At 54.1% G+C, this 20683-nt stretch carries 20 protein-coding genes; 13 read left to right on the forward strand and 7 right to left on the reverse strand.

Going from position 1 to position 20683, the window contains the following annotated elements; genetic code table 11:
* The first annotated feature begins 98 nt into the window (after positions 1 to 98).
* Positions 99 to 917, forward strand: coding sequence for a symmetrical bis(5'-nucleosyl)-tetraphosphatase (locus tag KO116_RS06270; protein WP_035558912.1), 819 nt, complete (start codon positions 99 to 101; stop codon positions 915 to 917).
* Positions 917 to 2041, forward strand: coding sequence for a polynucleotide adenylyltransferase (locus KO116_RS06275; RefSeq protein ID WP_052703732.1), 1125 nt, complete (start codon positions 917 to 919; stop codon positions 2039 to 2041). Before KO116_RS06270 ends, KO116_RS06275 begins: the two co-directional genes overlap by 1 nt.
* A 4-nt stretch (positions 2042 to 2045) precedes the next feature.
* Here the strand turns inward: KO116_RS06275 and folK are convergent, their stop codons facing one another.
* Both folK and folB read right to left on the reverse strand, forming a co-directional pair.
* Positions 2046 to 2594 (reverse strand): 2-amino-4-hydroxy-6-hydroxymethyldihydropteridine diphosphokinase, encoded by a 549-nt coding sequence (folK, locus tag KO116_RS06280; RefSeq protein ID WP_035558909.1) that lies wholly within the window; start codon positions 2592 to 2594, stop codon positions 2046 to 2048.
* Positions 2591 to 2971 carry a dihydroneopterin aldolase gene (gene folB / locus KO116_RS06285; protein ID WP_035558906.1) on the reverse strand — a complete coding sequence of 127 codons (381 nt, stop codon included), beginning with the start codon at positions 2969 to 2971 and terminating at the stop codon, positions 2591 to 2593. The genes folK and folB overlap by 4 nt, the downstream gene beginning before the upstream one ends.
* Before the next feature lie 103 nt (positions 2972 to 3074).
* Here folB and plsY point away from each other — a divergent pair, with 103 nt between their 5' ends.
* Positions 3075 to 3647: a glycerol-3-phosphate 1-O-acyltransferase PlsY gene (plsY, locus tag KO116_RS06290; protein ID WP_035558904.1), complete on the forward strand. Its 573-nt coding sequence runs from the start codon at positions 3075 to 3077 to the stop codon at positions 3645 to 3647.
* A gap of 7 nt (positions 3648 to 3654) precedes the next feature.
* On the opposite strand, the gene tsaD is transcribed toward plsY, so the two are convergent.
* Complete coding sequence (tsaD, locus tag KO116_RS06295) at positions 3655 to 4710, reverse strand: tRNA (adenosine(37)-N6)-threonylcarbamoyltransferase complex transferase subunit TsaD (protein WP_035558901.1); 1056 nt, start codon at positions 4708 to 4710, stop codon at positions 3655 to 3657.
* A 224-nt stretch (positions 4711 to 4934) separates the two neighbouring features.
* On the opposite strand from tsaD, the gene rpsU reads away from it, so the two are divergent.
* The 3 genes from rpsU to rpoD all read left to right on the forward strand — a co-directional run bounded on the left by rpsU (position 4935) and on the right by rpoD (position 9429).
* Positions 4935 to 5150, forward strand: coding sequence for a 30S ribosomal protein S21 (gene rpsU / locus KO116_RS06300; protein WP_008956349.1), 216 nt, complete (start codon positions 4935 to 4937; stop codon positions 5148 to 5150).
* A gap of 347 nt (positions 5151 to 5497) precedes the next feature.
* Positions 5498 to 7351, forward strand: a complete 1854-nt coding sequence (gene dnaG, locus KO116_RS06305) for a DNA primase (RefSeq protein WP_035558898.1) — start codon at positions 5498 to 5500, stop codon at positions 7349 to 7351.
* A gap of 227 nt (positions 7352 to 7578) precedes the next feature.
* Positions 7579 to 9429, forward strand: a complete 1851-nt coding sequence (gene rpoD / locus KO116_RS06310) for an RNA polymerase sigma factor RpoD (RefSeq protein WP_035558896.1) — start codon at positions 7579 to 7581, stop codon at positions 9427 to 9429.
* A gap of 119 nt (positions 9430 to 9548) precedes the next feature.
* Here rpoD and KO116_RS06315 read toward each other — a convergent pair whose 3' ends face one another.
* The gene (locus KO116_RS06315; RefSeq protein ID WP_035558893.1) at positions 9549 to 10184 is read right to left on the reverse strand and encodes a hypothetical protein; all 636 of its coding nucleotides are present in this window, start codon (positions 10182 to 10184) and stop codon (positions 9549 to 9551) included.
* 187 nt (positions 10185 to 10371) lie between these two features.
* Between KO116_RS06315 and KO116_RS06320 the strand changes: the two genes are divergently transcribed.
* Entirely contained in the window at positions 10372 to 11739 is a 1368-nt protein-coding gene (locus KO116_RS06320) for an L-serine ammonia-lyase (RefSeq protein WP_035558890.1), read from the forward strand.
* Here KO116_RS06320 and KO116_RS06325 read toward each other — a convergent pair.
* Complete coding sequence (locus tag KO116_RS06325; protein WP_035558887.1) at positions 11736 to 12647, reverse strand: LysR family transcriptional regulator; 912 nt, start codon at positions 12645 to 12647, stop codon at positions 11736 to 11738. The genes KO116_RS06320 and KO116_RS06325 overlap by 4 nt on opposite strands.
* A 132-nt stretch (positions 12648 to 12779) precedes the next feature.
* On the opposite strand from KO116_RS06325, the gene KO116_RS06330 reads away from it, so the two are divergent.
* The 4 genes from KO116_RS06330 to mtgA all read left to right on the forward strand — a co-directional run bounded on the left by KO116_RS06330 (position 12780) and on the right by mtgA (position 16585).
* Positions 12780 to 13763, forward strand: coding sequence for an MBL fold metallo-hydrolase (locus KO116_RS06330; protein WP_035558884.1), 984 nt, complete (start codon positions 12780 to 12782; stop codon positions 13761 to 13763).
* A gap of 45 nt (positions 13764 to 13808) precedes the next feature.
* Positions 13809 to 14918 carry an S-(hydroxymethyl)glutathione dehydrogenase/class III alcohol dehydrogenase gene (locus KO116_RS06335; RefSeq protein WP_035558881.1) on the forward strand — a complete coding sequence of 370 codons (1110 nt, stop codon included), beginning with the start codon at positions 13809 to 13811 and terminating at the stop codon, positions 14916 to 14918.
* A gap of 85 nt (positions 14919 to 15003) precedes the next feature.
* Positions 15004 to 15858 carry an S-formylglutathione hydrolase gene (gene fghA, locus KO116_RS06340; RefSeq protein WP_035558878.1) on the forward strand — a complete coding sequence of 285 codons (855 nt, stop codon included), beginning with the start codon at positions 15004 to 15006 and terminating at the stop codon, positions 15856 to 15858.
* A 10-nt stretch (positions 15859 to 15868) separates the two neighbouring features.
* Positions 15869 to 16585, forward strand: coding sequence for a monofunctional biosynthetic peptidoglycan transglycosylase (gene mtgA / locus KO116_RS06345; protein ID WP_035558874.1), 717 nt, complete (start codon positions 15869 to 15871; stop codon positions 16583 to 16585).
* A gap of 80 nt (positions 16586 to 16665) precedes the next feature.
* Here mtgA and KO116_RS06350 read toward each other — a convergent pair whose 3' ends face one another.
* Together KO116_RS06350 and KO116_RS06355 are read right to left on the reverse strand one after the other, a co-directional pair.
* Positions 16666 to 16983: an EAL domain-containing protein gene (locus KO116_RS06350; RefSeq protein WP_442905820.1), complete on the reverse strand. Its 318-nt coding sequence runs from the start codon at positions 16981 to 16983 to the stop codon at positions 16666 to 16668.
* Positions 16984 to 17014: 31 nt separating this feature from the next.
* Positions 17015 to 17953 carry a DMT family transporter gene (locus tag KO116_RS06355; protein ID WP_035558870.1) on the reverse strand — a complete coding sequence of 313 codons (939 nt, stop codon included), beginning with the start codon at positions 17951 to 17953 and terminating at the stop codon, positions 17015 to 17017.
* A gap of 145 nt (positions 17954 to 18098) precedes the next feature.
* Between KO116_RS06355 and KO116_RS06360 the strand changes: the two genes are divergently transcribed.
* Positions 18099 to 18491 (forward strand): DUF4168 domain-containing protein, encoded by a 393-nt coding sequence (locus KO116_RS06360; RefSeq protein ID WP_035558867.1) that lies wholly within the window; start codon positions 18099 to 18101, stop codon positions 18489 to 18491.
* A gap of 280 nt (positions 18492 to 18771) precedes the next feature.
* On the forward strand, positions 18772 to 20682 hold the full coding sequence (locus KO116_RS06365) for a DUF294 nucleotidyltransferase-like domain-containing protein (protein WP_035558864.1): 1911 nt from the start codon (positions 18772 to 18774) through the stop codon (positions 20680 to 20682).
* The last annotated feature ends 1 nt before the right edge of the window (position 20683 follow it).

Here is a 20683-nt window from a genome sequence, read left to right on the forward strand (position 1 = left end):
ACCAGTGTTAATCATCAACATAAACCGTCTACAACAGGCAGAGGGTCTCGGTGAAGTGGTAGTATTAGTCCACTTATTTTATGAAAAAGGCCTCCCGCATGAGTACCTATGCGATCGGCGATCTGCACGGCTGTCACGCCGAATTTGTAGCCCTTCTGGAGAAGCTCAGCTTCAACCCCACGCGGGATACGCTATGGCTGGTCGGTGATTTAATTAATCGTGGCCCAGGCTCTTTAGCGTGCCTGCGCGAAGTGCGTGCTCTGGGGAGCGCTGCACGCAGCGTACTGGGCAACCACGATTTTCATTTGCTGGTGGTGGCGCGCGGCGGCGGCAAACTGAAGAAAAACGACACCCTTAGCGATATTCTGGGCGCCCCTGATCGCGAAGCGCTACTGGATTGGCTACAGAGCCAACCGCTTTGCGTGATTGAAAACGGTACGCTCATGACCCATGCCGGGCTGCTTCCCCAATGGAGTGTGGCTCAGACCGAGTCGCTGGGGCGTGAAGTGCAGGCAGCTCTGGGCAGTGACGCCTCTGGTAAGTTTTTAACCCAACTGTTTGGCAACCTGCCGGATAGCTGGCGCGACGATCTAGACGGCATGGATCGTCTGCGCCTGATTGTTAATGTGCTCACCCGAATGCGCTTTATTGATGCCCAAGGGCGTTTGGACTTTGCCGCTAAAGAGGGGCTAGATAGTGCGCCTTCGGGTTTTCTGCCCTGGTTTCAATACCCGCGAGATGATAATACCCGGCTGCTTTTCGGCCACTGGGCGGCACTGGAAGGAAGAACCCCGCAGGCGCGGGTGCCCGTCGAGGCGTTGGATACGGGATGCGTTTGGGGTGGGCGGTTAACCGCGCTTAATCTGGACAGCGGAGAGCGAACCAGTGTGGCGAGCCAGCAACGGAGTAGACAGTAGTGAAAGAGACCAATAGCGATCCACGTTTAGCGGGTTTGAGCGTGTTTCGGGTGGGCGGCGCTGTGCGCGATGCGCTACTGGGCTGGCCGGTCTATGACAATGACTGGGTGGTGGTGGGCGCTACGCCAGACGTCATGCGCAAACGTGGCTTTAAACCCGTGGGGCGCGACTTTCCGGTCTTTCTGCATCCGGATACGGCCGAGGAGTACGCGCTCGCCCGCACCGAGCGCAAATCTGGCCATGGTTATGGCGGGTTTGAAGTGCACGCCAGCCCCGATGTCAGCCTGGAAGAGGATCTTTTGCGGCGGGATTTAACCATTAACGCGATTGCCCAGAGCCCCGAGGGTGAATTAACCGACCCGTTTAATGGTCAAGGCGATATCGAACGGCGCGTGCTTCGGCATATCTCTTCTGCGTTTAGCGAAGACCCGCTGCGCGTACTGCGTACCGCACGCTTTTTGGCCCGTTATGCAGGGCTGGGCTTCACCATTGCCCCTGAAACCCTGGCGCTGATGCGTCAGGTGAGTCATAGCGGTGAACTTGAGCATTTGGCCGCCGAACGGGTGTGGGTGGAAACTGAAAAGGCGCTGGGCGAACCAAGCCCGGACGTTTATTTTACCACCCTTGAGCGCTGCGAGGCGCTGCCTATCTGGTTTCCCGAACTCATGGGGTCGGTGTTGCCGCGAGGTTTAGCTGCGCTGGATCAAACGCCTCGAAACAGCACGATAGCAGTGGCTCACTGGCGCTATGCGCAGTTGGTGTCACCGCTCACCGCCGAACAGCGTGATGCCTTAGCAACGCGGTTAAAGTTGCCTAACGCCGTGGCTCAGCTTGCCCGTCATACCGTGCTCACTTATGCGCTGCTTACCGCGCCACTGGAGGGCCCGAATGTGCTGCATTGGCTTGAAAGGTTGGATGGCTGGCGCAAGCCCGAGCAGGTCGAGGCGCAGTTGGCATTAGTGAGCGTGCTGGCGCCGGAGCAAGTGGAGCGGCTTGGCAGCGCTTGGCTAGCGGCTCGCGAGGTGGGGCCGCAGGCGTTAATGGCGGAAGGATATCAGGGGGCAGCGCTGGGTGAGGCAATACGCGTGCGGCGCGGGCAAGCCGTGGCGGTAGCACTTGAGTAACTGGTTATCGACGGGCCGCTGCCAAGCGAGGAAGCTCGTCTGACTGAGAGATCCAGCGGCCACGCCAGCTAAAATCAACCGCCCAGAGACGTTGGCTGCCTAGTTCGAAGGTTTTCCATAGCGAAGCGTAAGAGGTGTCACACAAGGGGTGGCGCTCTGTGGGTAGCAATTCCGCAAGCGGCTGCAGCACGAACGCATTATGAGTGATTTCGCTGCGTGGCAACGTGACATCATCGACGGTGCCGCAGAGGCTGCCCACGGTAAGCAAGTCGATATCCAGCGCGCGGGGGCTAAATTTAGCAGTGTCAGGAAGGCGGCCGTGCTCTATTTCCAGCTGCTTACTCCAAGCCTGAAGCTCCCCGGGTGTCCAGTCACTGTGGAAGGCCACTACCAAATTATAGAAATTGCGACTGTCGGTAAAGCCCACTGGCTCGCTTTCAAACACACGTGAGATTTGCAGCGAGCCAAAGGTGTCCGCGAGCGCATCAAGGCAGTAGCGGATATGCCGAGTGGGGTAAATATTGCTGCCTAAGCTGACAGTGACCAGTTTCATGCGCTGGGCTCCTGCATTGCCTCTGGTAAGGCGCCGCGGGTAATTTCCAAACCGACGCTGACAGCGTTGGGCACTGCGCCGGGTTTACGCACGGTGAGGCGCAACCCATTGATTGGAAACTCTGTACGTAAGCACTCTGCGAGGCGTTCGGCGAAAGTTTCGACCAGGGCGAATTGATGAGCATCGGCAAATGTCTGGATGCGCTGACAAATGGCCGCGTAATCCAGCGTGAGGCGTAAATCATCGGTCGCTGCCGCTGAACGTATATCGGTTGCCAGCACTAAGTCCAGGCTCAGCGACTGCTGAATTGAACGCTCCCAAGCATAGACACCGATAACTGTGTCGACGGTTAACGCTTCAATCAAAATGCGATCCATCTGCCTTCCCCCAGCTGCAACAAGCGGGCGATTGTACGTTAGGATGGGGCTAAACGACAGCGAGCCAGGCTATCGAGACGGTCTATAAAGCGAGCAGAGCGCCATGGTATGGATAGTAGTGGGTTATTTAAGCGGCAGTTGGTTGGCAGCGCTGAGCGTTTGCCGCCTAGCGGGTGTGGGGGACCCACGCCAACATGGTTCGTTTAACCCTGGGTTTTCTAACGTATTGCGCCTTTATGGCCCCCGTTTGGCGGCCGTTACTCTGCTGCTAGATGCCTTAAAAGCCATGCCCGCTGTTATAGGAGCCAAGCTCATGAGCTGCCCAGTATGGTTGCAAGGGCTGGTTGGGCTGGCCGTGTTGCTAGGACACAGTTTTCCCTTATGGCACCACTTTCGTGGCGGAAAGGCAGTCGCCAGTGCGTTTGGTGTACTGCTGATATTGGTGCCCAATGTGGCGCTATTAAGCGCCATTATTTGGGCGCTACTGGCGTGGCGGCTAAAGACGGCGGCGATGGCATCGCTGGCCAGTGCTTTGGTGGCGCCGCTGATATGCGCTTGGCTAGCGCCTGCGTATTTTATGGTGGTCGGCGGCTTCAGTCTGCTGGTGTTGGCCCGCCACGGGCTTAATATTCGTCGACTGCGACGCGGTGAAGAGCCGCCATTTCGCGGCTCCTAGAGCGCAGTTAGCTGTCAGCGGCAGCCGGGGGTGACAGTTGATCCAGCGGCCAGCGGGGGGTCGCCTGCATTATGCCGTAGGTATCGCACTCGCCCGCTGCCAAGCGCTGAGCGCCTACGTAGGCAATCATGGCGCCATTGTCGGTGCAAAAGCGCCCGCGTGGGTAGTAGGCGCGGGCTTGGCGTTTTTCACACTCAGCGTGGAGTCGTTCACGCAGGCGATGATTGGCGCTAACCCCACCCGCTACCACTAAACGTTTCAAACCGGTTTGATCCAGCGCTCTGCGGCACTTAATGACCAGCGTATCAACCACGGCTTCTTCAAAGGCGCGGGCTACATCGGCACGTGCTTGGTCGTCGAGTTCCCCCACTGCCTCCAATTGGCGAATGGCGGTCATGGTGTGGGTTTTTAAGCCTGAGAAACTGAAATCGAGCCCTGGTCGGTCGGTCATCGGGCGCGGGAAGCGAAAGCGCTTGGGATCCCCTTGTTCCGCCAGTTTGGCGACTTGAGGCCCACCTGGGTAGGCCAAGCCCAGCATTTTGGCAGCTTTATCAAACGCTTCACCCGCGGCGTCATCCACCGATTCGCCGAGTAGCTGATAGCGCCCCAGCCCCTGCACTTCGACCAGTTGGGTATGCCCGCCGGATACCAGCAGCGCCACGAAGGGGAACGCAGGCGGCTCGTCTTCCAGCATCGGTGCCAGTAAGTGACCTTCCATATGATGCACGCCAAGTACGGGAATATTTAACGCTCGTGCCATACCGTGGGCGGTGCTGGCGCCTACCATTAATGCACCGACTAAGCCCGGGCCAGCGGTATAAGTAATGCCGTCCAAGTCGTGACGCGTTAGCTTGGCATCGCTGAGCACCTGCTCAATTAGCGGTAGCAGTTTGCGGGTGTGGTCGCGAGAAGCGAGTTCGGGTACCACACCACCAAATTCGGCGTGCATGGCGATTTGACTGTAGAGCGCGTCGGCCAGCAGCCCTTTGCCGCCGGTTAGCGAAGTGTCATAAAGCGCAACGCCCGTTTCGTCGCAGGATGTTTCAATGCCCAGAACACGCATAAAAAGGGACTCTCAAAGGATGTGCAAAAAATATAAAGGTGAAAATCACAAGGCCAGTAGTCTAACATTGTCGCTGCAAACGAGCGTAAGCATTTGCAAAGATGGCCAACGGCGACTAGACTACTGTGCGCTGTAAAACTGGGTCGTACACTGTATTCTGAACCGCAATATCGCAGTGTACGTACTATCCGAACTCAAGACTCCTTAAGGTAGGTGAGTGCTTAATGCCTTCTGTAAAAGTACGTGATAACGAGCCGTTTGACGTCGCCCTGCGTCGCTTCAAGCGTTCTTGCGAAAAAGCCGGTGTTCTTTCTGAAGTACGCCGCCGCGAGCACTATGAGAAGCCGACTGCTGAGCGTAAACGCAAAGCGGCAGCTGCCGTAAAACGCCACGCCAAGAAAGTCCAGCGTGAGCAAAAGCGTTTCGAACGGCTCTATTGATCCGTACCCGAGGGGGCCGGAGCAGTTAGCTGGTCGTCTCAAGAGGGATGCCAAGCGGCCGCCACTAGGTGGCCGTTTGTTTTTGACTGTTGTTTTCATGATCGCTGTTTTTCAAGGTTATTGTTTTTCGAAATCACGGTTTTCAAAATCACCGTTTTTTAAGACTGTCGCTGTTTATGATGATCTGATCTGGCAATAGGTCTGATGACCTTAAGCAGTTATTAAGATCAGTTTTTAAATACAATTTTTTAAAAACAGTATTTTGACGATAGTATTTTGAAGATAGTTTTAGAAAGCAGTCTCGAAAGTCAGCGAATTAGCGCTTTGCGCGAGGATGCCCGTAGTTCATGGCAGGCCAAATTCCACAGCGTTTTATTGATGATCTGTTAGGCCGCGTTGATGTGGTCGAGGTGGTCGGTGAGCGTGTGCAGCTTAAAAAAGCCGGCCGTAACTACTCCGGGCTATGTCCCTTTCATCAAGAGAAGACCCCGTCGTTCACCGTCAGCGCGGATAAGCAGTTTTATCACTGCTTTGGCTGCGGCGCTAATGGGAATGCACTACGCTTCTTGATGGAGTACGACAAGCTGCCGTTTCCCGAAGCGGTAGAGCAGTTGGCCGGGCGCTTGGGTATTGAGGTGCCTCGCGAAGGTGCTGACGACCCACGTGCCCAGCAACGCGAAAAGAAGCGCAAAGAGGGCGTTAACCTGCTCGAACTCGCCGCCAGTTTTTATCGCGAGCGATTAAAGATGCAGGAGGGCCAGTCTGCCCAACGCTATTTGTCGGGTCGTGGGCTCTCGGACGAGGTGATCAAGACCTATGGCATTGGCTATGCCCCGAGTGGTTGGGAGGCGCTAAAGCAGCATCTCAGCGAACGCGGTATTGGTGAGCCGGTGCAGGTAGAGTATGGCCTGCTGATTCATCGTGAAGATACCGGGCGTACTTATGACCGCTTTCGGGATCGGGTCATGTTTCCGATTCGTGATCTGCGTGGTCGTACGATTGCGTTCGGCGGCAGGGTAATGGGTGATGATCAGCCCAAATACCTCAACTCGCCGGAAACACCCGTGTTCCACAAAGGCCGTGAGCTTTACGGCCTGTATGAAGCGCGCCAAGCCTCTAGCAAGCTTGAGCAGCTTGTTATGGTCGAAGGCTATATGGATGTGGTGGCGCTGGCGCAATTCGGTATTCATAACGCCGTGGCGACGCTGGGCACCGCTACCACGGAAGACCATTTGACCCGCCTGTTTCGACTGGTGAGTCGCGTAGTATTCTGTTTTGACGGTGATCGTGCGGGAAGGCAGGCGGCTAGCCGGGCGTTGGAAACAGCGTTGCCGCAAATGATTGATGGCCGTGAAGCGCGTTTTCTGTTTCTGCCTGAAGGTGATGATCCGGATACCCTGGTGCGCCGTGAAGGCACCCAGGCGTTTCAGGATCGCGTCACCTGTGCCATGCCGCTGTCGGAGTTTCTGTTCGAGCAGGCGGCCCAGGGGCGCGACTTGAATACCGTGGAAGGGCGCGAACGATTTGCCAGTCAGGTGCTTGAAGCATTGAACAAAGTACCTGATGGCATGCTCAAATCACTACTGCTTGAGTCTTTGGCACAGCGTAGTGGGTTGGCACAAGAGCAGTTGAAAGTACTGCTCGAAAAGCGTGCCCAAGTGTCGCAGCACCACGCTTCGCAGAGACAGGCGGAGCAGGTAGAGCCCGATTCGGCGTCATCAGCGATGCAGGGTGCGGTATTGGCAGCGCCAGCCCACTCATCGCGCTCACGTTCCCAGGCGCTCTCCCCGGTTGGGCGTATCGTGCAGCTGTTGCTGCATGAGCCCAATTTGGTGACTTCGCTCCCGGATCATTTGGAGTGGCTACCGGAAGATGATGACGCACCGCTATGCAGAGAACTGATCGCACTGCTAAAGGCGGGGCGCTACCGCAGCCCGCAAGTAGTGTTGGCGCATTTTCAAGGCAGTCAGCAGGGGCAGGCATTGGCGGTCTTTGCTAAGCGCGAGCTGTTGATTCCCAAGGCAGATAGGGAAGCAGAGCTGAATGGCTGGGTGGAACATCTGCAGCATGTTCAACGTCAGCGTTCTCCTCAAGAGGAGTACATGGCGTTGCTGGCGCAGGAGCGCGCCGGGCAAAAGTTAGATAAGGAGCAGCGCCAGCGTTTGGCAAGCTTGGTAATGGAGCTTGCCCAGCGTCAATGAGGCGGTGTCTTGGGCGATGGGGGGTTGAATTCCTAGCGTTTCAGCACCAGATATAGGCTCAGCTACCGAGCGCTGGCTTAACCGAACAAACTAACACACCTGAATTACCGCGCAAATACGTCGAGCTGGAAAATTTCCTGCTTTTTACGCTATACTGTACGGCTTGTTGAGTTTAATCGATTCAGCGCTCCAGGTGTTTCATTCTTCTTCGTCGAGATAGGGTTTCTATGGCTGGAAATGCGCAGCAGCAGTCGCGTCTGAAGGAGTTGATCGCTCGAGGCAAGGAACAGGGCTACCTGACCTATGCCGAGGTCAACGACCATCTACCCGAGGATATCGCCGACCCGGATCAAGTGGAAGACATCATTGGCATGATCAACGACATGGGTATAAGTGTCGCTGAAGAAGCGCCAGATGAAGACACTTTGATGATGTCGGATCAGTCCACGGACGAGTCCGCTGCGGAAGAGGCCGTAGCGGCCCTTGCCGCCGTGGAAAGCGATGTAGGCCGCACCACTGACCCCGTACGCATGTATATGCGTGAAATGGGCACGGTTGAGCTTTTGACCCGTGAGGGCGAAATTGAAATCGCCAAACGGATCGAAGAGGGCACCCGTGAAGTGATGTCGTCTCTGGCCTATTTGCCGGGAGCCGTCGCGTCTATTCTGGACGCCTATGACGCCACCCAGGATGAAGAAGCGCCGGGGCGTCTTTCGGATCTGTTTTCTGGTTTCATTGATCCCGATGAGGGCATCCCCGGCGTTGCCGAAGCAGAGGTGCCGGAGCCGGAGCCCGAGTCCGAACTTGAAGATGACGTGGAAGGCGACGGCGACGATGAGGACGAAGACTCCACGGCCAGCGAGGGCGGCCCGGATCCCGAAGAAGCGCGTGCGCGTTTTGAGCAGATTCGCGAGCAGAAAGCCTTAGTCGAAGCGGCGTTTGCCAAGCATGGCCGAGGTAGTGCCGAGCTGAAGGCCGAGCAGGCTCGCTTGGCGGTGCTTTTCTCGCCCATCAAGCTGGTACCTAAGCACTTTGAGCGCCTCGTCGGCCAAGTGCGTATCAGCGTTGAGCAAGTGCGCGCCCAGGAAAAAGCGGTGATGCAGCTGTGCGTGAAGAAAGCCAAGGTGCCGCGTAAAACCTTTATCAAGTCGTTCCCTGGCAACGAATCGCGTAAAACGTGGCTGGATGATTTCCAGGCAGCGCAGAGCAAGTACGCTGACCGTCTTGAGCCGCTGCGCGCCGATATCGCCCGTGCCCAGCGTAAGATCGCCTTTGAAGAGGACATGGTGCAACTCTCGGTTGCCGACCTTAAAGAGGTGAATCGCAAGCTCTCGATTGGTGAGGCGAAAGCTCGTCGTGCCAAGAAAGAGATGGTTGAGGCTAACTTGCGTTTGGTTATCTCGATTGCCAAGAAGTACACCAACCGCGGTCTGCAGTTCCTGGATCTCATTCAGGAAGGCAACATCGGCTTGATGAAAGCGGTCGATAAGTTCGAATACCGCCGTGGTTACAAGTTCTCGACCTATGCCACTTGGTGGATTCGTCAGGCAATCACCCGCTCCATCGCGGATCAGGCGCGCACCATTCGTATTCCGGTGCACATGATTGAGACGATCAACAAGCTCAATCGCGTATCACGCCAGATGCTCCAGGAAATGGGCCGTGAGCCGACCCCGGAAGAGCTCGGCGAGCGCTTGGAAATGCCGGAAGATAAAGTACGCAAGGTGCTCAAAATCGCCAAAGAGCCGATCTCCATGGAGACGCCGATTGGTGACGATGATGATTCACACCTGGGCGACTTTATCGAAGATGGCACCATGTTGCTGCCGATCGATATGGCCACCGGTGAAGGTCTTATCGAAGCGACGCGTAACGTGTTAGGCGGCTTGACCGCTCGCGAAGCGAAAGTGCTGCGTATGCGCTTCGGTATTGATATGAATACCGACCATACGCTGGAAGAGGTGGGCAAGCAGTTTGACGTGACACGTGAGCGAATTCGTCAGATTGAAGCCAAAGCGCTGCGTAAGCTGCGCCACCCCAGCCGCTCTGAACCGCTGCGTTCGTTCCTCGACGAATAAATGCCGTGAAAAGGTAAGCGGTGAATAGCAAGCAGTAGCCGCTAAGATCAAAAAGCCCGCCGTTCATTGAACGGCGGGCTTTTTCGTGGTGGTGATCGGTACCTAGCTTAAGTGGATAGCTACCGAGCTTTATAAATGCGGCGCGTCAATAGTAGTAGCTCTAAGGTGGCGATCAAAATTAAGCTGTAACCGAGTAGCTCAACCACTTCCTCTGCGACACTCTTAAAGGTTCCAGAGTAGCTGTCTTCAAGAATGGCTTGCCAGAATTCCTGTCGCCCATAGAGGCGCGAAAAGATATAAGTAGTCAGCACGCCTGCCGTAAACAAACCGAAAGCGAAGGTGTTGCTATAATGGGTAAACTCCGCAAGAAAGCGTTGGCGCTGCTTCACCACCCAAAAGAGTGTCGGGAGAATAATCAGCGCCACCAGTACCTTCCAGGTGTTTTCAGCCACATAGTTATCTAAAAAGTGATCCTGTTCGCGCACTAAAGAGGCGGCCACAAACGCTAGTAGCAGTAGGGTGACGGTGGGCCAGACTTTAAGCACTTGGCGAATATAAATCAGCATTGCACAGCAGGTGGCAAGCACCAGTGTTTGCGTAAACTCGGTAAAGCCCAGCTCAGAAAACCGTACTGAAGGGAGATAGAGTGCTTCTAAATAGGCACCTTGGGCAATCGCGCCGATAAATAACACGTACAGCACTGCACGCACTAAAATGGTTTGAAACCCTATTGGCCAGGGAGGGGGAGAAGACATACCAACATCCTTTGTGGTAAGCAGCGTCGCAATTCGCATATATTAACATGCAAGGGTGAATGTTCATTATATCGTCACACTTGTATGTTCGCACGTCGATATTGCGGTTAATCACGCGATGTTTGGTCATCGTCCCTGCAAAGTGTCTATTAGACAGGCAATAACAACGTTTTGAGGCGTCATCGGCATGGCTATTAGTGTGTTTGATCTTTTTCGTATCGGCATCGGTCCTTCAAGTTCCCACACGGTGGGGCCGATGCGCGCTGCTCGTGACTTTGCCTTGGCGCTGGGTGATACAACCATCACTCGGCTGGTGGTAAGGCTGCATGGTTCATTGGCCGCCACTGGGGTGGGGCACGGTACCGATCAAGCGGTGATCATGGGGTTGATGGGAGAGGCACCCGAAAGCATCGATCCCGACACTATTGCATCGCGATTAAAACAACTTGATGAGGGTGAACCACTGTTGCTTGTCAATGGCCAGCCAATCGCCTTTGAGGTTGGCAGCGATGTGGAGTGGGATGAAACCTGCCTGCCGTTTCATCCTAATGCCATGGTGTTGAGCGCTTACTGCCATAACACACTGGTGGCGACGAACACATATTACTCACTAGGCGGCGGCTTCTATGTTGATCAAGCCAAAGCGGATCAAGGCGAACTGGGCGAGGACAGCACGCCGCTGGCATATCCCTTCAATACGGCGGCCGAGCTGCTCGCGCTATGTCAGCAGCATCAGCTGCGCATTAGTCAACTGATGCTGGAAAATGAAAAAGCCTGGCGTAGTGAAGCGGCCATCCGTGAGGAACTAATAACCATTTGGCACGCCATGAGCGACAGCATCGAGAATGGCCTGCGCGCCACTGGTCATTTGCCAGGCGGATTAAATGTGCGCCGTCGTGCGCAGCTGCTCCATCAGCAGTTGCTTCATCCGCCGGCTAATCAGCGCCTGATTGTGTCGAGTTTTACCGTCATGGATTGGGTCAACGTATTCGCGCTGGCGGTAAATGAAGAGAACGCCGCCGGGCGGCGGATGGTCACTGCGCCAACCAACGGTGCAGCGGGTATTGTGCCCGCCGTATTGGCGTACTACTTGAAGTTTGAACCCGACGCTAGCGAAGCCGATGTGGTGGATTTTCTGCTAACCGCCGGCGCAGTAGGCATTTTATGCAAAAAGAACGCCTCCATTTCCGGTGCGGAGGTGGGTTGCCAGGGCGAAGTAGGCTCCGCCTGCGCCATGGCAGCCGCAGGGCTCGCCGAGGTGCTAGGCGGCTCGCCGGGCCAGGTGGAGAACGCCGCTGAGATTGGTTTAGAGCATAACTTAGGTTTGACCTGCGACCCGGTCGGTGGGCTCGTTCAAGTGCCTTGCATCGAGCGCAATGCGATTGCCTCCGTCAAAGCTATTAATGCCGCGCGTATGGCGATGCACGGCGATGGCGAGCACTTTATATCGCTGGATAAAGTGATCCGCACCATGCGCGATACGGGACGCGATATGCAGGATAAGTATAAAGAAACATCCAAGGGCGGGCTCGCTGTCAATGCCATTGAGTGCTAATCAGAAGCTTCTTCACTAAGCGGGTTTTGGGGCAGCACGCTGTTAATATTGGTAACAAGATAGTCGACCAGCTGTCGGATTTTAGGTGACAAGTGGCGGTGGCGGGGGTAAACAGCCCAAACGGCGGTATCGTGGTGCTGAAAAGGCTCAAGCACGGTCACTAGCTCACCGCTTGCCAGATAGGGAGCCACGTAATAATCAGGCAACTGCGCCAAGCCCAGCCCTTTGCGAGCAGCATCTAGCAGTGCTGGGCCAGAGTTGCCTGTCCAGCACCCCTCGACACGCACTTCGCGGCGTTGACCGTTGACTTCAAACAGCCAGTTGGGTCGTGAGCCAATCAAGCAGCGGTGCTGGTTAAGCTCGGCCAAGGTGTGGGGGCGCGGCGCTTGGCGAAAATAGCGTTGAGAGCCAACGATATACTCGCGGCGGTCGCATAGTCGCCTGGCGATCAAGCTGGAATCTTTCAATACCCCCATCCGAATGGCAATATCGTAGCCCTCTTCAATCAGTTCTACCGGTCGATTAGTGAAGTGCATGTGCACATCCAACTGAGGATGCAAACACTGAAAGTCGTTAACCAGTGGGGCGATAAAGCGCTCGCCGAAGGTAGTAGCCGAGGTCAGTTTAAGCAGCCCATTGGGTTTGGCCTGGAGCTCGCTCAGTGCTTGCTCGGCATCGCGCAGCCCATCAAAGAGATGGCGGCAGTGCTCGACGTAGGTAGCGCCCGCGTCGGTCAAACGGATCTGGCGGGTGGTGCGATACAGCAACTGTACACCCAACTGGTTTTCAAGCTGGCTGACCAAGCGGCTGATATGAGAGGTGGACACTTTCAAGTGGCGGGCTGCGGCAGAAAATGTGCCTAAACGCACTACTTCGACAAACGCTTCGATACGGCTCCAGTGCTGCATGTTGAAATTCCTTAGGTCGATAGCGATTGTTGCTGAGCGACAATAATCTTATGAGTGTATCCCGCTTTATCTACTGCGCCTAGCTGGCCTACACTGCTAGCATCGTTAGTGTATCCAGGGAGTGTATAGCTTATGTCTAAATCCTTTTCTCAGTGGTCGCGCGGTGCACTGGCTGTCGCTATTAGTGCAGGCTGGGCCATTAGCGCTCAGGCAGAGCTACCTACACAGCAGCCGGAGCAAGCACCGGGTTGGTTTCGTATGATGGTCGGGCAGTATGAGGTGACCGCTTTATATGATGGTCATACCGCTATTGATACCTCGTTGCTAAAAGGCATGGAGCAAGACGAGATTCTTCGCCACCTGGATGCGCTATTTATTGATGCGGAAAACGGCATGCAAACGGCGGTCAATGCTTTTCTTATTCACACGGGTGAGAACTTAGTGCTGGTCGATGCTGGGTCTGCCGCCTGCTTTGGCCCCTCGCTTGGCCAGGTAGAGAGCAACCTACGCGCATCAGGTTACTCGCCAGAAGACGTCGACACGGTGTTGATGACCCATTTACACCCGGATCATGTGTGCGGTTTAGCCAACGAGGATGGCGAAGCGGTATACCCCAACGCTGAGCTACGAGCGAGTCAAGCCGATGCTGATTTTTGGCTGGATGAGGAGCGTGCGACTGCGGCACCTGAAGCCAATCAACCCTTCTTTACCATGGCTCAAGAGGCAATAGCGCCATACCAGGAAGCGGGTCGCTTTAATCCCTTCACGGCAGGTGATGAGGTGTTGATGGGTATCGTCGCACAAGACACTCATGGGCATACCGTGGGTCACTCAAGCTTTATGCTTAATAGCGAAGATGACGCCATGCTGGTATGGGGTGACGTGGTGCACAGCTACGGCGTTCAATTTGCCGACCCTACTGTGGCTATTGAGTTTGATTCTGACCCTGAGCAGGCCATTCGCACTCGAGAAGAAGTGCTCGAAAGTGCCGTTGCAGATAAGCACTGGATCGCCGGTGCCCATATGCCTTTCCCCGGCATTGGTCATATCGTAGAAGATGAAGAAGGCTATCGCTGGCTACCGATTGAGTTTGGCCCGGTGGCAGCTGACGAGTAACGCATTCGTAAGAGTGGTTGAAGTAACGAACATTGAGGAGCCGAAATGAAGTCACGCGCAGCTGTTGCACTAGAGGCGGGTAAGCCGCTCGAATTAGTTGAGATTGATGTTGAAGGCCCAAAAGCGGGCGAAGTGCTGGTTAAAATGGCCGCTACGAGCGTTTGTCACACTGATGCCTACACGCTTTCTGGAGCTGACCCGGAAGGTAATTTCCCCGCAGTATTAGGTCACGAAGGCGCAGGCGTCGTTCAGGAAGTAGGCGAGGGCGTCACCAGCCTTAAGCCGGGCGACCATGTGATTCCGCTCTATACCGCCGAGTGCGGTAAGTGTAAGTTCTGTTTGTCGGGTAAAACCAACCTGTGCGGCAGCGTGCGCGCTACCCAGGGTAAAGGGGTCATGCCTGACGGTACCTCGCGGTTCTCCCTAGACGGTAAGATGCTTCACCACTATATGGGCACCTCTACGTTCAGTGAGTACACAGTGTTGCCCGAAGTCTCCCTGGCGGTGGTATCTAAAGAAGCGCCCATGGATAAAATCTGCCTGTTGGGCTGCGGTGTGACTACCGGCATTGGCGCGGTGCTTAATACCGCCAAAGTAGAGCCGGGCGCTACCGTAGCGGTGTTTGGTCTTGGTGCGATTGGTCTTGCTGTTATTCAGGGTGCTGTGATGGCCAAAGCGGGACGTATCATTGCCATCGACGTTAATGCTGATAAGTTTGAGCTGGCCAAGCAGTTTGGCGCCACCGATTTTGTGAACCCGAAAGAGTATTCAGACCCGATCCAACAAGTCATTGTCGATATGACCGATGGTGGCGTTGACTACTCCTTCGAGTGTATCGGTAACGTTAACGTGATGCGTTCGGCGCTGGAGTGCTGCCATAAAGGCTGGGGCGAATCGATCGTGATTGGTGTCGCTGGGGCCGGTGAAGAGATTTCGACACGGCCGTTTCAACTGGTCACCGGGCGTGTCTGGAAAGGATCCGCCTTTGGTGGCGTCAAAGGGCGCAGCGAGTTACCGGGTTACGTTGATCGTTATATGAACGGGGAGATCAATATCGACGACTTCATCACCCACGATATGCCGTTTGAGAAAATCAACGAAGCGTTTGATTTACTGCATGCAGGTAAGAGCATTCGTACCGTACTGCATTACTGAGTATCATTGCTGAAGCTGATAGCTAGCACGTTTAAAACGCGGCGGGGAGACCTGCCGCGTTTGCTGCATTTAAAGGAACCTGCCCATGAGCATGAGTGAAACTTTAGAACTGGTGTCTGCTAACCGTAGTTTTGGTGGCTGGCATAAGCGCTACCGCCATTACTCCCGTGCGCTGGATTGCGACATGGTCTTCGCCGTTTACTTGCCACCCCAGGCGGAAAACGATCGCGTACCGCTGCTGTGGTGGCTCTCGGGGCTAACCTGCAATGACGAAAACTTTATGCAGAAAGCGGGCGCTCACCGTATTGCCGCCGAATTGGGTGTGGCGATTGTCTGCCCTGACACCAGCCCCAGAGGCACGGATTTGCCTGGCGAGCACGAAAGCTTTGATCTAGGTTCCGGGGCTGGGTTCTATGTCAACGCGACTGAGGAGCCTTGGAAGTCTCACTATCGCATGTACGACTATGTGATAGAGGAGCTGCCTTCGGTGGTACGCCAGCACTTCCCGGTGAATGGTCGTGAATCCATTAGCGGCCATTCGATGGGTGGGCATGGCGCCTTGATTCTGGCACTGCGCCATCCAGGTCGTTTCCGCTCAGTATCGGCCTTTTCACCGGTGGTGAATCCAATGAACTGCCTCTGGGGGCAGCAAGCCTTTACCGCTTATCTAGGTGAAGACCAATCACGCTGGCGCCAGTATGACGCCTGTGAATTGGTGGCTAATGGCGCATCACGTCAGCGACTGTTTATCGACCAGGGCGAAGCGGATCAGTTCTTAGAAGAGCAGCTTCAGCCAGAGCGTTTGGAAGCCGTTTGTGAGGAGCACGATCATCCGTTAACACTGCGCCGTCAGCCGGGCTACGATCACAGTTACTTCTTCATTGCCTCGTTCATTGAGGATCATCTGCGCTATCATGCAGACCACCTCATGAAGCGTTAAGGATAACTGGATGCTCAATCGTTCGCTGCGCCGTTTTATGCGTCTGCTATGGCGGATTGTATGGCGCGGCGTATTAGCGTTTGTGCTGCTATCAGTCGCGCTGGTACTGCTTTTTCGCGTTGTTCCTCCACCGGGTTCGATGGTGATGGTTGAGCGCAAAATACAGAGCTGGATCCATAGTGAGCCGATTCGACTACAGCGCGAGTGGCGCGGTTGGGATTCTCTCTCTGACAACGCCAAACTGGCAGTGATTGCCGCAGAGGATCAGCGCTTTCCACACCACAGTGGGTTTGATCTTGTCGAATTACGCCGCGCGTTGCAGGCCAGTCGGGACGGCGGAAGGCTACGGGGTGCCAGCACCCTGAGCCAGCAAACGGCGAAAAACGTGTTTCTATGGACCGGCCGAAGCTGGACGCGCAAGGGACTAGAGGCGTGGTTTACGTTGCTGATTGAGATACTCTGGAGTAAGCAACGTATCCTTGAGGTTTATCTCAATGTTGCTGAGTGGGATCGCGGCGTGTTTGGGTTGGAGGCAGCGGCTAAGCACTATTTTGGCGCCTCTTCCCATTCGCTTACCGAGCGCCAAGCCAGCTTGTTGGCCGCTATTTTACCCAGCCCGCTAACGCGTAGCGCCGCAAGGCCCGATGCTCAGGTTGAGCGGCGCAGCCAATGGATACGCCAGCAGATGCGTAACTTAGGCGGAGCTGATTACCTGCAACAACTATAGTTTAGGATGCTGATATAAAAGCATTTATAAACGATTTGGTCATGGTCTTTACTCACATGACCTAATCGTATTTGGCGCGGTCAATTTCCGCCAATGCCTCTAAATTTGGGTAGAAAGTTGATAGAAAGTTTTTCTTGCATACCTAGTTCACTGGCTAGCTCTATAGCTTTGATACGGCACGCTTGATCAAAGCGGTACATCAAATCCTTTGTCACTTGCTCAAGTATTGAAAAGGCAGATCCACCATTGGGTCCGCGGACTAACGCTTCGTAGTAAATAATTTTTCGCTGACTAATATTGACGATTGGTTGAAATGCCATCGTAAATGCAAAAGGTACCGGTGAATCGCAATGGTTACAGTGTCCGTTCACCCTGGCACAGTGGTGTTGTGCTGACATGTTTATCCAAACCCTGGTCTACAAAACCTTGTTATCGTTTAGTCGTCCCATGGGCGGGTTTTCGAATCACCATCACTACTCCAGTGATGGCAATCACCATTCCCGCAAGCCCCAGTAGGGGTAGACGTTCGTCAAACAGCCACCACGCCTGAAGCGCCGTGACAGGTGGCACAAGATAAAAAAGACTCGCTACCCGCGAGGCTTCCCCCTTTTTAATCAAGGCCATAAGTAACAGGATAGCGGCAATTGAGAGAATCAACACCAGCCAAGCAAGGGTTAGTATAAAAGTACTACTCCATTCCACTTGGCGTGTCTCAAATAGCAGTGCGCCACTCCCTAGTAGGGCACCTGCCGCCAAGTATTGAATAACCGCCCCAGAAAGCAGCGGCATACTGGTGCAATATCTTTTCTGATAAAGCGTACCCAACGAAATGCCCATTAAAGCGGCAGTGACGCACAGTAAAGCGCTAATGCCGAAGCCATCAAAGAGGGATTCACCAATCTCTAGCTTACTGCTGAGGACTAAGCAGATTCCGATTAAACCCAGGCTTAACCCCACCCATTGAAGCCGTGTCAGCTTTTCCCCTAATAGTGGTCCGGCAAAGGCGGCGGTTAAAAGCGGCTGAAGACCGACAAGCAGCGCCGCTAGCCCGGCCGGCATGCCTAAGTAAATGCCATAGAAGACGCCACCCAAGTAGGCACCGTGGACTAGAAAACCCGATATGGCGATATGTGACCATAACCTAGGCGATGATGGCCAAGGAATACGCATTAAAAGTGCCAACGGGATTAACAGCAGTAAGGTCAGCACGAAGCGTATGAACAAAAATGTGAAGGGTTCAGCATAAGGCAGGCCAAATTTGGCGCCAATAAAGCCTGTGCTCCAGAGAAGAACAAAAATAGCGGGCATAGCCGCCAAGCCCGCAGAAGAGAGGTCATTGTATTTTAAGCTATTGAATTTACTGGTCATTATTATTCCGTGGTGGCGTGTTTAAATCATCTTTTTGATACGTTTCGTTCTTTTTGTTACTAACTTTTACATAATAAATTGAACCTGCTCGAAAACAGCGCGTCACACTGGGCACATACATAACGCAATATTGAGGTTTATTATTATGCAACGTATGACTGCTCTGTTCTCTGCTGCCCTGCTCGCTACTGGTCTAATGACGGCTACTGCTCATGCCCAACAAGAGCAAGGCTCGGCACAAGATCCAATGGCAACCCAGCAAGCAGCACCTGCCCAGGATTTTTCTGACGATCAGCTCCAGCAGTTCGCCGATGCTTCTCAAGAAATTGCGGTTATTTCTCAAGAATATACCCAACGTCTGCAGGAAGCGGAAGATGAATCAGCGCAGCAGGAAGTGCGCACTGAAGCGAATGACCGCATGATCGAAGTGGTAGAAGACAGCGGTTTAGATGTTGATACCTTCAATGCAATTGGTCAATCTATTCAGCAAGACCCAGAAATGATGCAGCGTGTTCAGGAAATGGCTAGCCAATCCTAAGCTTAGCGTTTGATATTGGCTGATAGTGTTTTGGATGTAGCTAGTTTAGTAAATTAATTAGCCATTTAACTATCAGTTTGGCTTCGGCCACCAAAGCCCGGTGCAATATGCATCGGGCTTTTTATTGCTTGTCTCTTTTGCAGGTCTCTTTTTCTTAACCCCTCTCGGCATGGTCGTCTTTATTGTATGTCTCGGGGTTTACCTTACCCGGCCTTCCCGCCACACTTTACATTATGTGTTGATTCTCCAGTCAATTGACCGGCAAGCCTAAGGAGTCCGTATGGATGTCGAACTGCTAGAAATACGCCAGCATATGGGGCGGTTTCCCCCGTTTGATGGGCTGTCGGACGATCTTCTCGATGCCATTGCTGAACAGGTGGAAGTGAGCTACTTCAAAACCGGCAGCAATATTTTAGAGCTCAATGAAACGCTAAATGAGCTTTGTTACATCCGCAGTGGCGCAGTAGAAGTCTATCGTAGAAATGGAGAGCTATATAATCGACTGGGGGAAGGCGATATCTTTGGGCACTTCAGCTTGCTGCGTAATCATAAAGTAAGCCTTCCTGCAAAGGCTATCGAAGATACCCTGCTTTATTTTATTCCAGATGCGGTCTTCCAACGTCTGTGTGAAGAAGATGATCATTTTGCTGATTTTGTTGAGTTAGAGCGGCCGCGGTTAGAAACCGCTGCCGAGCAGCAAAAGAAATCCAATGACATGATGGTCACGCGGATACGCAAGTTGCTGACGCGTTATCCGGTGATGGTCGAAGTCTCTACCAGCGTTCAGCAAGCTGCCCAGCAAATGAGCGAAGCCCAAGCCTCTGCGCTATTGGTATTGAAAGAGGGGAGTGACAACCCGCGCTTCAGCTTTAAAGACAGCGAAGGCCAAACATGGCAGATGTGCGGAATTTTAACCGATAGTGATTTTCGCACTCGTGTTGTGGCTGAGGGGCTATCGCCGCAAACTACGGTGGGCGAAGTGGTTTCCTCACGCTTAATTACTATTCAATCAGATGCCTCGGTCTATGAAGCCATGCTGACGATGCTGCGCAGTAACGTGCATCACCTGCCTGTGCTCTATCGGCAGCGTCCAGTAGGCGTCGTGCATCTTTCCGATATCATTCGTTATGAAACCCATAGCGGCCTCTATCTGGTTAGTAATATTTTTAACCAATCCAGCGCCCAAGGGTTAGCACGCTTAGCGCCGGATGTACGCGCGGCGTTTGTACGGATGGTACAAGAAGGGGCCAATTCTCAGATGGTGGGTAGTGCACTTTCCACCATCGGGCGTAGCTTTACCCGCCGGCTGCTAGAAATGGCCGAAGCGGAACTAGGCCCGCCGCCAGTGCCTTACTGCTTTATGGTCAATGGGTCCATGGCGCGAAATGAGCAGAGCATTGTTACCGATCAAGACAATGCGCTGATCCTCTCCGATGAGTTTGTTCCCGAACAGCACGACGCTTACTTTCACGCCTTGGCGAAAATTGTTAGCGATGGTTTGGACGCCTGCGGCTACACCTACTGCAAGGGTGACGTTATGGCGACCAACGCTCAGTGGCGTCAGCCGCTCAGCGTTTGGAAGGGGTATTTTCAGGATTGGATGGCCAACCCCACGCCTGAACGGCTGCTGCACAGCTCGATTTTCTTTGACCTGGATAGTTGCTATGGCGAAGACCTCTATGTGGAAACGCTGCAGGATTTGATTGCCGAGACAGCGCCAAAATCACCGCTGTTTTTAGCCGCCATGGCACGCAATGCTTTAAATCGTACGCCGCCATTAGGATTTTTCCGTACCTTTGTGATGGAACAAGATGGTAAGCACAACAACTCCATCAACTTGAAACGCCGCGGTACCGCACCGATGGTGGATTTGGTGCGGATTCACGCCTTGGCCTGCGGCTCCAAGGCACAGAACTCCTTTCAACGCTTGAATGACATCAGCAAGACCCAGCTATTAGCGACCGGTATGAGCGACAAGCTAAGCTACGCATTTGAGTTTTTATGCATGTCGCGGATTCGCCATCAAATGATCGATCTGCAAGAGGATCGCCTGCCGGACAACAATATCGAGCCCGAAAACGTTGCTGATAGCGAACGCCACACCCTGAAAGACGCTTTCCAGGTGCTGAGCAACGCGCAAAAATTTCTCAAATTCCGCTACCCGATGCCCGCTCAGCGGCAGGGGCGCTGAA

The organism is Halomonas sp. KO116, from assembly GCF_000734975.2.
GTDB classification, from domain to species: Bacteria; Pseudomonadota; Gammaproteobacteria; order Pseudomonadales; family Halomonadaceae; genus Vreelandella; species Vreelandella glaciei.

What these genes read in the sequence shown, in the direction of transcription:
- KO116_RS06270 (WP_035558912.1), top strand. Translation starts at nt 99, where the DNA reads ATGAGTACCTATGCGATCGGCGATCTGCACGGCTGTCACGCCGAATTT.
- folK (WP_035558909.1), bottom strand. Translation starts at nt 2,594, where the DNA reads ATGAAACTGGTCACTGTCAGCTTAGGCAGCAATATTTACCCCACTCGG.
- folB (WP_035558906.1), bottom strand. Translation starts at nt 2,971, where the DNA reads ATGGATCGCATTTTGATTGAAGCGTTAACCGTCGACACAGTTATCGGT.
- plsY (WP_035558904.1), top strand. Translation starts at nt 3,075, where the DNA reads ATGGTATGGATAGTAGTGGGTTATTTAAGCGGCAGTTGGTTGGCAGCG.
- tsaD (WP_035558901.1), bottom strand. Translation starts at nt 4,710, where the DNA reads ATGCGTGTTCTGGGCATTGAAACATCCTGCGACGAAACGGGCGTTGCG.
- rpsU (WP_008956349.1), top strand. Translation starts at nt 4,935, where the DNA reads ATGCCTTCTGTAAAAGTACGTGATAACGAGCCGTTTGACGTCGCCCTG.
- dnaG (WP_035558898.1), top strand. Translation starts at nt 5,498, where the DNA reads ATGGCAGGCCAAATTCCACAGCGTTTTATTGATGATCTGTTAGGCCGC.
- rpoD (WP_035558896.1), top strand. Translation starts at nt 7,579, where the DNA reads ATGGCTGGAAATGCGCAGCAGCAGTCGCGTCTGAAGGAGTTGATCGCT.
- KO116_RS06315 (WP_035558893.1), bottom strand. Translation starts at nt 10,184, where the DNA reads ATGTCTTCTCCCCCTCCCTGGCCAATAGGGTTTCAAACCATTTTAGTG.
- KO116_RS06320 (WP_035558890.1), top strand. Translation starts at nt 10,372, where the DNA reads ATGGCTATTAGTGTGTTTGATCTTTTTCGTATCGGCATCGGTCCTTCA.
- KO116_RS06325 (WP_035558887.1), bottom strand. Translation starts at nt 12,647, where the DNA reads ATGCAGCACTGGAGCCGTATCGAAGCGTTTGTCGAAGTAGTGCGTTTA.
- KO116_RS06330 (WP_035558884.1), top strand. Translation starts at nt 12,780, where the DNA reads ATGTCTAAATCCTTTTCTCAGTGGTCGCGCGGTGCACTGGCTGTCGCT.
- KO116_RS06335 (WP_035558881.1), top strand. Translation starts at nt 13,809, where the DNA reads ATGAAGTCACGCGCAGCTGTTGCACTAGAGGCGGGTAAGCCGCTCGAA.
- fghA (WP_035558878.1), top strand. Translation starts at nt 15,004, where the DNA reads ATGAGCATGAGTGAAACTTTAGAACTGGTGTCTGCTAACCGTAGTTTT.
- mtgA (WP_035558874.1), top strand. Translation starts at nt 15,869, where the DNA reads ATGCTCAATCGTTCGCTGCGCCGTTTTATGCGTCTGCTATGGCGGATT.
- KO116_RS06350 (WP_442905820.1), bottom strand. Translation starts at nt 16,983, where the DNA reads ATGTCAGCACAACACCACTGTGCCAGGGTGAACGGACACTGTAACCAT.
- KO116_RS06355 (WP_035558870.1), bottom strand. Translation starts at nt 17,953, where the DNA reads ATGACCAGTAAATTCAATAGCTTAAAATACAATGACCTCTCTTCTGCG.
- KO116_RS06360 (WP_035558867.1), top strand. Translation starts at nt 18,099, where the DNA reads ATGCAACGTATGACTGCTCTGTTCTCTGCTGCCCTGCTCGCTACTGGT.
- KO116_RS06365 (WP_035558864.1), top strand. Translation starts at nt 18,772, where the DNA reads ATGGATGTCGAACTGCTAGAAATACGCCAGCATATGGGGCGGTTTCCC.